Genomic DNA, 12,933 nt, shown 5'->3' with positions numbered 1-12,933 from the left:
GCAACCGGCAACGCTGTTCTGGCAGTTCGGCGCTTCACGGACTTCAGTACGTCCGCCGCGCGGGAAGAGGGACTTCCGACACAACAGCATCAGGCATTGCTGGCGATTAAGGGTCATCGTGGCGAGAGGGCGATGACCGTTGGAATGCTTGCCGAACGATTGCCGATAGCGCCGCATGCGGCGACGGAACTGGTCGGTCGGCTGGCTACCGCCGGCTATGTGTTGGTCGCGCCGATCCGAACGACAAACGTCGGCAAACATTGGAACTCACCGACAAGGCCGAGGGTGTGTTGACGCGTTTGACTGCAATTCACCTGACGGAGATCGGGAATGGCTTTGCAGCTCATTAACACGCTCAACAGGCTGCAAGGTGAAATCGAACCTTTGACTGAAGCCCCAGTGACGACAACGCGTTGGAAGAGGGTAGCCTTAGATCTCACAGGCGTGACAGCATCCGTGCATATCATCTCCTTGGCGTCAGCATCATCGCTCGGCCAATCTCCTTTCGGCACCTTGCCACCCCCCCACAAACTCGCTAAGAGACGCGGCAACTTGGGCCCCTGGGGCGCAGGCTTAAGAAGGGTTCCAGAAACTCCCAATTCCTGGGTCTTCAGCCGTGCGGCTCCATGAAGGGGGCTCGTGATGCCGGGTCTGGCTTTGGTCTCTCTTGGCACTAGGTTGTGGTAGAGGCATATGGCACGCATCGTAATGAAATTCGGCGGAACCTCCGTCGCTGATCTGGACCGCATCAAAAACGTTGCCCGCCATGTGAAACGTGAAGTCGATGCCGGCCATGAAGTGGCGGTCGTCGTCTCCGCCATGTCCGGCAAGACCAATGAACTGGTCGGATGGGTGCAGGGCACGCCGAAGGTCGTTGGCGCCAATTCACCGTTTTACGATGCGCGAGAATATGATGCCGTTGTCGCATCCGGCGAGCAGGTAACCTCCGGGTTGCTCGCGATCGCGCTGCAGGCGATGGACATCAACGCCCGCTCATGGCAGGGCTGGCAGATCCCGATCCGCACCGACAACGCGCATGGCGCCGCCCGCATTCTCGAGATCGACGGCTCCGACATCATCAAGCGTATGGGCGAAGGCCAGGTTGCCGTCATCGCCGGTTTTCAGGGTCTTGGACCCGACAACCGCATTGCGACGCTTGGCCGCGGTGGTTCGGATACGTCAGCAGTTGCCATTGCGGCTGCGGTGAAGGCCGACCGTTGCGATATATATACCGATGTGGATGGCGTCTACACGACGGACCCGCGCATCGTGCCGCAGGCACGGCGCCTGAAGAAAATCGCCTTCGAGGAAATGCTCGAAATGGCCTCGCTAGGTGCCAAGGTTCTGCAGGTTCGTTCTGTCGAGCTTGCCATGGTACACAAGGTCCGAACCTTTGTGCGCTCCTCTTTCGAAGATCCCGATGCTCCGGGCATGGGTGACCTTTTGAATCCGCCCGGAACGCTGATTTGTGACGAGGATGAAATCGTGGAACAGGAAGTAGTCACCGGCATCGCCTATGCCAAGGATGAGGCTCAGATCTCGCTTCGCCGTCTTGCAGACCGGCCGGGCGTTTCCGCCGCGATCTTTGGACCGCTGGCCGAAAGCCACATCAACGTCGACATGATCGTCCAGAACATCTCCGAAGACGGCTCGAAGACCGACATGACCTTCACGGTCCCGTCGGGCGACGTCGACAAGGCGATCAAGGTTCTCGGCGAGAACAAGGAAAAGATCGGTTATGATGTCGTTCAGAACGAATCGGGCCTCGTGAAGGTGTCCGTCATCGGAATCGGCATGCGCAGCCATGCCGGCGTTGCCGCCACGGCATTCAAGGCGCTGGCCGACAAGGGCATCAATATCAAGGCGATCACGACCTCCGAGATCAAAATTTCGATCCTGATCGATGGTCCGTACGCAGAACTCGCTGTCAGGACTTTGCATTCCTGCTACGGTCTGGATAAGAACTGATTCTGAACAGACTGCCGCGCGTTCAAGTTGAAAAGTCACGCGGCCAATGGCTGTGAGACTTTGATGTTTGTTTTGGAGCTTGAGACGCAATGAGAGACCTTTCGGGCGGTCCGCGCGTGCTGCTCAAGCGGCTGCGCGAGTTGATGGCGGAGCCGCTGGAGCCGCAGGAGCGTCTCGACCGGATCGTTCGCCAGATCGCAGGCAACATGGTGGCGGAGGTCTGCTCCGTCTACGTGCTGCGCGCCGACGGCGTGCTCGAGCTCTATGCAACCGAAGGTCTGAACAAGGAAGCCGTCCACCTGTCCCAACTGAAGATGGGACAGGGCCTTGTCGGTACGATCGCGGCATCGGCTCAGCCGCTCAACCTTTCCGACGCGCAATCGCATCCAGCCTTCCGCTACCTGCCGGAAACCGGCGAAGAGATCTATCATTCCTTCCTCGGCGTGCCGATCCTGCGCACGGGTCGTTCGCTTGGCGTTCTGGTCGTGCAGAACAAGGCAAGCCGCACCTACCGCGAAGAAGAGCTCGAGGCGCTCGAGACGACGGCGATGGTGCTGGCCGAGATGATTGCCACCGGCGAACTCAAAAAGATCACCAAGCCCGGTCTCGAACTCGACCTGACGCGTTCGGTGACCATCGATGGTGACACCTATAATGAAGGTATCGGCCTCGGTTACGTCGTGCTGCACGAGCCGCGCATCGTCGTCACCAACCTGCTGAATGAGGATTCCGAGAAGGAAATCCGTCGTCTGGGTGAGGCGCTCGGGTCGCTGCGCATCTCGATTGATGACCTTCTGTCGCAGCGTGACGTGTCCATGGAAGGCGAACACCGCGAGGTTCTCGAAACCTATCGTATGTTTGCCCACGACCAGGGTTGGGTGCGTAAGCTCGAGGAAGCGATCCGCAACGGTCTGACCGCGGAAGCTGCGGTCGAAAAGGTACAGAGCGACACCAAGGCGCGCATGATCCGCATGACCGATCCCTATCTGCGGGAGCGGATGCACGATTTTGAAGATCTCGCGAACCGGCTGCTGCGGCAGCTGACCGGCTATACCGGCCGCACTGCGGGGGATGGTTTCCCGAGCGACGCTATCATTCTAGCGCGTGCCATGGGCGCCGCCGAATTGCTTGATTATCCGCGTGCAAATGTGCGCGGCCTCGTGCTGGAAGAAGGCGCGGTGACGAGCCATGTGGTGATTGTCGCGCGCGCCATGGGCATTCCCGTGATCGGTCAGGCTGCCGGTGTGGTGGCGCTCGCCGAAAACGGTGATGCCGTCATCATCGATGGCGATGGCGGGCATGTGCATCTTCGCCCCATGCCGGAGCATCAGCGTTCCTATGAGGAAAAGGTGCGGTTCCGAGCCCGTCGGCAGGAGCAGTTCCGGGCGCTGCGCTCAGTCGAGCCGCGCACCAAGGACGGGCAACGCATATCGTTGATGATGAATGCCGGACTGCTGGTTGATTTGCCGCAGCTTTCGGAATCCGGCGCCGAAGGGATCGGTCTGTTCCGCACCGAGCTGCAGTTCATGATTGCTTCGACTATGCCGAAGGCGGAAGAGCAGGAGCTGTTTTATCGCAACGTGCTGAAGCAGGCGGCCGGGCGGGTCGTGACCTTCCGCACACTTGATATCGGCGGCGACAAGGTCGTCCCCTATTTCCGCGGCCATGAGGAAGAAAATCCGGCGCTTGGCTGGCGGGCGATCCGCCTGTCGCTCGATCGTCCGGGTCTGCTGCGCACGCAGTTGCGCGCCATGTTGAAGGCCGCGGCCGGCCTCGAGCTGAAGCTGATGGTGCCGATGGTGACCGAAGTTTCCGAGATCGCTGCGGTGCGTGAGCTTCTGCAGAAGGAGGTTCAACACCTTTCCCGCTTCGGCCACGGCCTGCCGCGCAAGCTGCAGTTTGGCGCGATGCTGGAGGTTCCGGCACTGCTCTGGCAGCTCGACGAGCTGATGGCGGCGGTTGATTTCGTTTCGGTCGGCTCGAACGACCTCTTCCAGTTCTCGATGGCGGTCGATCGCGGCAATGCGCGCGTTTCCGACCGCTTCGATCCGCTTGGCAAACCGTTCCTCAGGATCCTGCGCGACATCGTGCGTGCGGGCGAGCGCAACAATACGCCGGTGACGCTGTGCGGCGAGCTGGCCGGCAAGCCGATCTCGGCAATGGCACTGCTCGGCATCGGCTTCCGTTCTGTATCGATGTCGCCGGCGTCTATTGGTCCCGTCAAGGCGATGTTGCTCGGCCTAGACGCCGAGGCGCTGGCAAAGGTGATGAACGAGGCGCTTGACGATACCAAGTCGGCGACCCCGATGCGCGACGTGCTTGCCCACTTCGCCGACGCTCACAATATTCCTCTTTAGTTGATGACAAGCAGAATCGGAGTGAAGGGTGGCGAAGCTTCCCGTTGAAAAGATGCGCGAGCTGGAACGCCGTTTTGGCGAGATCGAAGCACGCATGTCGGATGGCCCTTCGGCCGATGTCTACGTCAAGCTTGCCTCCGAATATTCCGAGCTGCAGCCCGTCGTCACGAAGATCCGCGCCTACGAGAAGGCGATTGCGGAGCTTGCGGATCTCGAAGTCCTGCTGAACGACAAGTCGGTGGACCGCGAGATGCGTGATCTGGCCGATCTGGAACTCCCTGACGTAAAGGAACGGCTGGAGGCGTTGGAACAGGAAATCCAGATCCTGTTGCTGCCGAAGGACGCAGCAGACGAGAAGAGCGCTATTTTGGAAATCCGTGCCGGCACTGGTGGTTCGGAGGCCGCACTCTTCGCCGGCGATCTGTTCCGGATGTATGAGCGCTATGCAGCCGCTCACGGTTGGAAGGTGGAAGTGCTGTCGTCGAGCGACGGCGAAGCGGGTGGCTTTAAGGAAATCATAGCGACGATCACCGGCAAGGGCGTGTTCGCCAAACTTAAATTTGAATCCGGCGTCCACCGTGTCCAGCGTGTCCCCGAAACGGAAGCCGGCGGCCGCATCCATACCTCGGCCGCCACCGTCGCGGTTTTGCCGGAGGCAGAGGAAATCGACATCGAGATCCGGCCGGAGGACATCCGCATCGATACGATGCGCTCCTCCGGCGCCGGCGGCCAGCACGTCAATACCACTGACTCTGCCGTTCGTATTACGCACCTGCCGACCGGCATCGTCGTCACCAGCTCCGAGAAATCGCAGCACCAGAACCGCGCCAAGGCGATGCAGGTTCTGCGCTCACGTCTTTACGACGCCGAGCGCCAGCGCGCCGAAAGCGAGCGTTCCGCCGACCGCAAGAGCCAGGTCGGATCCGGTGATCGTTCCGAACGTATCCGCACCTACAACTTCCCGCAGGGGCGGGTTACGGACCATCGCATCAATCTGACGCTCTACAAGCTCGACCGGATGATGGTCGGCGAAATTGACGAGGTGGTCGACGCGTTGATGGCCGATTATCAGGCGAGCCAGCTGGCGCAGCTCGGCGAGCAGCAATGAGCATGAGCGGGAAACAGGCCGTGCCTACGGTTTCTCAGATACTGGCCGAGGCTCGTCGTCGGTTCACAGAAGCCGGTGTCGACAGCGCCGCCGCGGATGCTCGTGTGCTAATCGCGGGACTGCTTGGACTTTCGACGACTGACATCGTGACACGCGGCGGCGAGACCATCAGCACGGAAAAGGTGGGGGTCATCGCGAAAGCGATCGAACGCCGGCTGGCGCACGAGCCGGTTCACCGCATTCTCGGCGAACGCGAGTTCTACGGCTTGCCACTGTCGCTGTCTGCGGAAACCCTTGAGCCCAGGCCAGATACCGAAATCCTCGTCGACACGATGCTTCCTTATCTGCGTCATCTTGCAAATACCGAGGGCCATATCCATATCCTTGACTTGGGAACCGGAACCGGGGCGATATGCCTTGCGCTATTGAGCGAATGTCCGGAAGCGTCGGGCGTCGGCAGCGATGTATCGCCCGATGCGTTGAGGACGGCACAATCAAATGCGGAAAGAAACGGATTGCGGGATCGCTTTGAAGTCATTCAATCCAGTTGGTTTGAAAATATCCACGGCGCGTTTCATGCAATTGTCTCAAATCCGCCCTATATCGCATCTAAAGTCGTTCACACTCTCGCTCCCGAAGTGACGAAATTTGATCCCCATGCCGCACTGGATGGCGGCCAGGATGGACTTGACGCCTACAGAACCATCGCCAAGGATGCGGCAAGGTTCATGAAGCCGAATGGCGTTGTGGGACTTGAGATCGGCTACGACCAGCGAAACGACGTGATAGAGGTTTTCGAGGCTGAGGGCTTCAAGCTTCTGGAATCCGTAAGCGATTACGGCCAGAATGACCGGGCGCTTGTGTTCGCGCTCAAGTGATGCGTGACAACTTAATGCATCGAACAGGACATCGGTGCCATTGCGAAGAAAAGGCTTGGATTTCCACGGGAAGCAATATAGGTTGACCCCACGCGTTGGAGAGATAGGACAGAACGGTGAGTCGTTCGAGACTAGCTCGGCCTCGGGGTCCGCTCTTTTAAACGAGAGCTTCAAAGGTTGAACACGACCCAATGCGTGAATCAGTCAAACTGACTTGAGAACAAGCGGCAGGTTGGCGCGAAGGCGCAGTATGCTTGCGGCACGAGGGCCCTGAGCCGGTGAACCGGCCACGGCGGTTGGTGCCATAACTCCACAACAAACAGAGAATTCAGGTGAACGATCTATGAGGCCAGGACAGCAGAACAAGCGCGGTCGCGGGCGTGGCAACAACGGCGGCGGCGGCGGAAATAACAATAACAACAACTTCAATCGCAAGGGCGGCAACCCGCTGACGCGGACCTACGACAGTTCCGGCCCTGACGTTAAGATCCGTGGTACCGCGCAGCATATCGCTGAAAAGTACGCGCAGCTCGCTCGCGACGCGCAGAGCTCGGGTGACCGTGTCATCGCCGAAAACTACCTGCAGCATGCCGAACACTATAACCGCATCATTGCAGCCGCACAGGCGCAGATGCAGGAGCGCTTCCAGCGCGACGAGCGCAATGAATTCAGTGAAGGCGTCGAGCGCGAGGGCGACGACGTCGAGGGCATCGATAACGACGATGTCGTCATCGTCCAACCGCCGCGTCACCAGCACGAGCACCAGCAGCGTCGTTCGGACGAGCAGTCGCAACGTCGCCGCGATGAGCAGCCGCGTCGCAATGACGAGCAACCGCGCCAGCCGCCTCGGCGTCAGGAACAACAGGCTGCTCCGGTTGAAGCGGTAGCTGCAGCAGCGCAGCCCGAAGTCATGGATGGTAGCGGTCCGCAGCCAGAGATCGAAGGTATCCCGGCCGAGGTTTCGATGGACGAGGAAAGCGCCGCGGGTCAGCCGCGCGAGCGCCAGCCGCGTCGCCGCGCCGCCGGCAGCCGCCCGCGTCGTCCGCGTCGCGCTGCAGAGGGTGAGGCTGCGGCCGAGGGCGAAGCCGATTCCGGCGAACCGCCCGTCCTTGTGGACGTCACCTCAGAATAAAGGATGCACTAGCCCTCAGGGAGAAGTGGGGATGAATGAGAGGCCGTCCCGCGACGGCCTCTTTTTTATGTGTACTCGCCTTTACGGTGTCGACATTGCGTCTGGCACCTTTGCCAGTCTCCGGCCACCGCCCGATCAGCTCGCAGCGCGCATCTCCGTCTCCGGCTTCACATTCTGGTTCATCCTAAAAAGGTTCTGCGGATCGTAGTGCTGCTTGATCGCCTTTAAGCGCCCGTAATTGGCACCATAGGCCGCTTCGACACGATCGGCCTCATCCTCCGGCATGAAGTTGATGTAGGCAGTGCCAATGGCATTCGCCTTGGTCGCCTCAAAGAGCGCCCGCGCCCAACTGATACAAGTGTCATCCATCGACTTCTCACGCCACCGGGCATGAACGTTCATGACGAAATGCGACTTTCGCTGCGGGAAGGCCGTGGCCTCCACGGGGATTCGGCCGGCCGCGCCGCCTACATGTCCAATGAAGATTTCGCATTCCGGACCGGGAAGCTTGCGGACGGCGTCAAGGAGTATCGCGATCGTCGCGTCCGAAATCTCTGCGAAGTCTTGGCTCTTCCAGTAGTTGCGGGCGCCAGGTGTCAGCAGTGGATCGAAGGCCTGCTGCCAGGCAGCGAAGGACATCGGAGCGACGACATCGGCGATTGGGCGACCGATGGCGCGAAGCCCGGCGGTTGCTGCTTTTCCCTTTTCGAGGTCACCGCAATAGCACATGGCGAGCACCACGATTTCCTTGCCATGCCACTCGGCTGGCAGGAAGGGAAGCGGTGGTGCCCTGCGCATGACGACCCAGCATGTCAGTTCGTCAGGCGCGGTTTCGAGTGCCTGGCGATACTGCTTGAGCACGGCCTCCGCGTCGGCGAAGGGATGAACGACCAGTCCGGCGAGGACATCTCCGGGCAGGTCGTGAAGTCGGAATTCGAAGGAGGTCACCACACCGAAGTTGCCGCCACCGCCGCGCAAAGCCCAGAAAAGGTCCGGCTCCTCGCGTTCACTAGCCCGCATGAACTTCCCTTCGGCTGTTACGACATCCATCGAAATAAGGTTGTCGATCGTCAGTCCAAATTTGCGGGTTAGCCATCCAAAGCCTCCACCCAGTGTCAATCCCGCGATGCCGGTTGTGGAGTTGATGCCGGTGGGCAGGGCCAGACCGAAAGCTTGTGTCTCGCCATCCACGTCAGCGAGTGTCGCGCCCGGCTCGACGCGCAGACGTCTCGTGCCTGGGTCAACTCTTACCGATTTCATGGGCGATAGATCTATGACGATGCCACCTTCGCAGATGGCGTTGCCGGCGATGTTGTGCCCCCCACCGCGAACGGCCAACAGGAGTCCATTGTTGCGAGCAAACCGAACTGTTCTCATGACATCGGCTGCGCCAGCGCACTGCGCGATTAAGCCGGGGCGCCTGTCGACCATGGCATTCCATATAGCCCGCGCCGCGTCGTACTCTGAATCCTTTCCGCTTAGCAACTTGCCGCGCAACCCTGCCGCAAGGCCTTCGATGTCCACGTCCTTTACCAACGCTTGGCCCTTTTTGAGGGTCGTGAGATTCAGGTCGTCCATGATTTCCTCCCCAAGGCGAGATAGCGAATTTCCGCCGCGGCATCTTGCGCCCCACGTCCTCCTTGCACAAGTGATCGCTAATATGTTCTCGACAGAGAAGGGCCGGACAACCAGGCACCGGCGTTTAACGTGGAGGTTTTTCCCCCCGTGGCCTCTTTAAACTTTTAAAAACCTCCACCATATCCAGGCAAGTTCGTTCGGCGCAAATTCCATACGCGGCGAAGAAAGGGGTTCGCCTTTTAAGGGAGCTCAATCTCAGTCATCGGCCTGTGCCTTATGAGGGCAGGGCGATTCATGGAGGTATAATATGAATATTGAAAAATACTCCGAGCGGGTGCGCGGTTTCATTCAATCGGCCCAGACCTATGCGCTTGCGCAGGGGCACCAGCAATTCACGCCGGAACATGTTCTGAAAGTGCTGCTGGATGACGACCAGGGCATGGCCGCTTCGTTGATCGAGCGCGCAGGCGGTGATCCCAAAGCTGCGCGTCTCGCCAACGATGCCGCACTTGCCAAGCTGCCGAAGGTTTCCGGCGGCAACGGTCAGATCTATCTGGCGCAGCCGCTTGCCAAGGTTCTTTCGACTGCTGAAGAGGCATCCAAGAAGGCCGGCGACAGTTTCGTCACGGTCGAGCGCCTGCTGCAGGCACTGGCGATCGAGTCTTCGGCCTCAACGTCCACGACGCTGAAGAATGCCGGTGTGACCGCGCTCGCGCTCAACCAGGTCATCAATGAGATCCGCAAGGGACGCACCGCCGACAGTTCGAATGCCGAACAGGGCTTCGACTCGCTGAAAAAATACGCCCGCGACCTAACGGGCGAGGCTCGTGAGGGCAAGCTCGATCCTGTCATCGGCCGCGACGACGAAATCCGCCGCACGATCCAGGTTCTCTCCCGCCGTACCAAAAACAATCCGGTGCTGATCGGCGAGCCCGGCGTCGGCAAGACTGCCATCGTCGAAGGCCTCGCGCTGCGTATCGTCAACGGCGACGTGCCTGAGTCACTTAAGGACAAGAAGCTGATGGCGCTCGACATGGGCGCGTTGATTGCCGGCGCGAAGTATCGCGGCGAGTTCGAAGAGCGCCTGAAGGCCGTGCTCAACGAAGTACAGGCCGAAAATGGAGAGATCATCCTCTTCATCGATGAAATGCACACGCTGGTCGGTGCCGGCAAGGCGGATGGGGCGATGGACGCCTCAAACCTCTTGAAGCCTGCGCTCGCGCGCGGCGAGTTGCACTGCGTCGGCGCGACCACGCTCGACGAATATCGCAAGCACGTCGAAAAGGATCCCGCGCTTGCCCGCCGCTTCCAGCCCGTGATGGTCGAGGAGCCGACGGTCGAGGACACGATCTCGATCCTGCGCGGTCTCAAGGAAAAATACGAGCAGCATCACAAGGTTCGCATCTCGGATTCGGCGCTGGTGGCGGCTGCGACGCTTTCCAACCGTTATATCACTGACCGCTTTCTGCCCGACAAGGCGATCGACCTGATGGATGAAGCGGCTGCGCGGCTGCGCATGCAGGTGGATTCCAAGCCTGAAGAGCTCGACGAACTTGATCGCCGTATCATGCAGCTAAAGATCGAACGCGAGGCCCTGAAGAAGGAAACCGACTCGGCGTCTGCCGACCGACTGACGCGGCTTGAAGCCGAGCTCACCGGCCTCGAGGAAGAAGCCGACGCGCTGACGGCCCGCTGGCAGGCGGAAAAGCAGAAGCTCGGCTTGGCCGCGGACCTGAAGAAGCAGCTGGATGAGGCGCGCAACGAACTGGCGATCGCACAGCGCAAGGGCGAGTTCCAGCGCGCCGGCGAGCTGACCTACGGCGTCATTCCGGAACTGGAAAAGAAGCTCACGGAGGCCGAACAGCAGGACAGCGATCGCAGCGCGATGGTGCAGGAGGTCGTAATCCCCGACAACATCGCACACGTCGTCTCTCGATGGACCGGCATTCCTGTCGACAAGATGCTGGAAGGAGAACGCGACAAGCTGCTCCGGATGGAAGACGAGCTGGCGAAATCGGTGATCGGCCAGGGGGATGCGGTTCAGGCCGTCTCGCGTGCCGTTCGCCGTGCGCGTGCCGGTCTGCAGGATCCGAATCGGCCGATCGGCTCGTTCATCTTCCTGGGCCCGACGGGCGTCGGCAAGACGGAGCTGACCAAGGCGCTTGCCCGCTTCCTCTTCGACGACGAAACGGCGATGGTCCGCATGGATATGTCCGAGTACATGGAGAAGCACTCCGTCGCCCGGCTGATCGGCGCCCCTCCCGGCTATGTCGGCTATGACGAAGGGGGGGCTCTGACGGAAGCTGTTCGGCGTCGGCCGTATCAGGTCGTGCTGTTCGACGAGATCGAGAAGGCTCATCCCGACGTTTTCAATATCCTGTTGCAGGTTCTGGACGATGGTCGCCTAACGGATGGACAGGGTCGAACGGTCGATTTCCGCAACACGATGATCATCATGACGTCGAACCTCGGCGCCGAGTACCTGACCCAGCTCAAGGAAGGGGACGACAGCGAGATGGTTCGCGAGCAGGTGATGGAGGTCGTGCGCAGCCACTTCCGACCGGAGTTCCTGAATCGTATCGACGAAATCATTCTGTTCCACCGCCTGAAGCGTGAGGAGATGGGTGCGATCGTCGATATTCAGCTGAAGCGCCTGGTATCACTGCTCTCCGAGCGCAAGATCACGCTCGAACTCGACGACGACGCCCGCAACTGGCTCGCCAACAAAGGTTACGATCCGGTCTATGGCGCGCGTCCCCTGAAGCGGGTGATCCAGAAGTACGTGCAGGATCCGCTTGCCGAGCAGATCCTTTCCGGTCAGGTGCCGGATGGATCGACGGTGAAAATCACCAGCGGTTCGGATCGGCTGTTGTTCAGCACTCGGAATTCTGCGGTCAACGAAGCGGCTTAAGGTCGTTCGATAGATTGTAAAGGAAATGGCGGCCTCGGCCGCCATTTTTGTTGAATGCCATCACTTGCTTGCCACCTGCGGCGGCGGCTGATTGCCGAGTAGTGTATCGATGCGCTGCCGTTCGTCCTCGAACTTTGCCAGCGCGTCGCCCTTCAACGACTTGCCTCCCGGCAAGCGCACGCGCAGCGGATCGACCTTGGTGCCGTTAACGATCATCTCGTAGTGCAGGTGCGGGCCGGTGGATTCACCCGTCGTGCCGACCCAGCCGATCACCTGGCCTTGCCGCACCTTGGCACCGGGAACGACACCCTTGGCGATGGCGCTCTGGTGGTTGTATGAAGATTCGTAACCGTTGGCGTGGCGGACAATCGTCTGGTTGCCATAGCCGCCGGAATCCCAGCCTGCCTTTTCGACGGTGCCGTTGCCGACAGCGATGATCGCCGTGCCGCGCGGCGCCGCCCAGTCGACGCCAGTATGCATGCGAGCAAAGCCAAGGATCGGGTGCCGGCGCATGCCGAAGCCGGATTTGAATATCCCGTTTGGGACCGGATTGCGCAGCAGGAATTGCCGAATGCTCTTGCCGTCCTGGTCGAAGTAGTCGATCGAACCGTCTTCCGGATCTTGGAAGCGGTAGAAGGTGGTCTGCGTGTCGCCGAAGCGGGCATTCACATAGAGAAGCTCGGAATCGGCCGTTGCCTGACCATTGGAGTCAGCGACTGAGAAGAAGGCTTCTAGCGTATCGGTCGGGCGCAGTTCGGCCTGAAAATCGACGCTGCTCGCCAGCAACTTGATGATCAGCGCGGTCATGTCCTTGGTCATACCGTAGGAGAGTGCGGCACGATAGATGCCGTCATATACGCGTGGCAGGTTCTGATTGGACGGGACGGAGGTCGAGTTGTCGTCGAAGGCGGTGGTGACCGCGTCGATCTGCGGCGGCTCGCGGCCGGCGACGAAACGATCGTGGTCGTCAAGCGCCACGGTGACGAGATGACGCGCACCGC

8 protein-coding genes and 1 pseudogene (1 of these 9 running past the window's edge) are annotated in these 12,933 nt (G+C 60.2%); 7 read left to right on the top strand and 2 right to left on the bottom strand.

Features of this window, described 5'->3' with window-relative positions; genetic code table 11:
• Window positions 1–18: 18 nt before the first annotated feature.
• From BN77_RS31835 to BN77_RS01940, 6 genes and pseudogenes are all read left to right on the top strand, one after another.
• Window positions 19–326 (top strand): annotated as a pseudogene (locus BN77_RS31835) (MarR family winged helix-turn-helix transcriptional regulator); the annotation flags it as partial.
• A gap of 367 nt (window positions 327–693) precedes the next feature.
• A complete protein-coding gene (locus BN77_RS01960; RefSeq protein WP_007527917.1) occupies window positions 694–1,968 on the top strand; it encodes an aspartate kinase in 1,275 nt (424 codons plus the stop codon).
• A gap of 89 nt (window positions 1,969–2,057) precedes the next feature.
• A complete protein-coding gene (ptsP, locus tag BN77_RS01955) occupies window positions 2,058–4,325 on the top strand; it encodes a phosphoenolpyruvate--protein phosphotransferase (protein WP_007527916.1) in 2,268 nt (755 codons plus the stop codon).
• A gap of 28 nt (window positions 4,326–4,353) precedes the next feature.
• Entirely contained in the window at window positions 4,354–5,433 is a 1,080-nt protein-coding gene (prfA, locus tag BN77_RS01950) for a peptide chain release factor 1 (RefSeq protein WP_007527914.1), read from the top strand.
• Window positions 5,430–6,311 carry a peptide chain release factor N(5)-glutamine methyltransferase gene (gene prmC, locus BN77_RS01945; RefSeq protein ID WP_007527912.1) on the top strand — a complete coding sequence of 294 codons (882 nt, stop codon included), beginning with the start codon at window positions 5,430–5,432 and terminating at the stop codon, window positions 6,309–6,311. Before prfA ends, prmC begins: the two co-directional genes overlap by 4 nt.
• Before the next feature lie 343 nt (window positions 6,312–6,654).
• On the top strand, window positions 6,655–7,443 hold the full coding sequence (locus tag BN77_RS01940; RefSeq protein WP_007527909.1) for a DUF4167 domain-containing protein: 789 nt from the start codon (window positions 6,655–6,657) through the stop codon (window positions 7,441–7,443).
• A 135-nt stretch (window positions 7,444–7,578) separates the two neighbouring features.
• On the opposite strand, the gene BN77_RS01935 is transcribed toward BN77_RS01940, so the two are convergent.
• Window positions 7,579–9,021, bottom strand: coding sequence for an FAD-binding oxidoreductase (locus tag BN77_RS01935; protein WP_007527906.1), 1,443 nt, complete (start codon window positions 9,019–9,021; stop codon window positions 7,579–7,581).
• Between the two features lie 307 nt (window positions 9,022–9,328).
• Here BN77_RS01935 and clpB point away from each other — a divergent pair, with 307 nt between their 5' ends.
• A complete protein-coding gene (gene clpB, locus BN77_RS01930; protein ID WP_007527904.1) occupies window positions 9,329–11,932 on the top strand; it encodes an ATP-dependent chaperone ClpB in 2,604 nt (867 codons plus the stop codon).
• Between the two features lie 60 nt (window positions 11,933–11,992).
• On the opposite strand, the gene BN77_RS01925 is transcribed toward clpB, so the two are convergent.
• On the bottom strand, window positions 11,993–12,933 hold the end of the coding sequence (locus BN77_RS01925) for a M23 family metallopeptidase (RefSeq protein WP_040676605.1). The gene runs 1,000 nt beyond the window's last position; 941 of the gene's 1,941 nt are visible here — the last part of the coding sequence; the start codon falls outside the window, past its right edge — the gene reads right to left on this strand; it ends in the stop codon at window positions 11,993–11,995.

Origin of the sequence: Rhizobium mesoamericanum STM3625 (genome assembly GCF_000312665.1) — a bacterium.
GTDB lineage: Bacteria > Pseudomonadota > Alphaproteobacteria > Rhizobiales > Rhizobiaceae > Rhizobium > Rhizobium mesoamericanum.
Note: the sequence above shows the minus strand (reverse complement) of the source record. Positions and strands in the feature narration are given on the sequence as shown.

Coding starts and splice junctions, on each gene's coding strand:
- BN77_RS01940 (WP_007527909.1), top strand. CDS start 6,655: ATGAGGCCAGGACAGCAGAACAAGCGCGGTCGCGGGCGTGGCAACAAC.
- ptsP (WP_007527916.1), top strand. CDS start 2,058: ATGAGAGACCTTTCGGGCGGTCCGCGCGTGCTGCTCAAGCGGCTGCGC.
- BN77_RS01935 (WP_007527906.1), bottom strand. CDS start 9,021: ATGGACGACCTGAATCTCACGACCCTCAAAAAGGGCCAAGCGTTGGTA.
- clpB (WP_007527904.1), top strand. CDS start 9,329: ATGAATATTGAAAAATACTCCGAGCGGGTGCGCGGTTTCATTCAATCG.
- prmC (WP_007527912.1), top strand. CDS start 5,430: ATGAGCATGAGCGGGAAACAGGCCGTGCCTACGGTTTCTCAGATACTG.
- BN77_RS01960 (WP_007527917.1), top strand. CDS start 694: ATGGCACGCATCGTAATGAAATTCGGCGGAACCTCCGTCGCTGATCTG.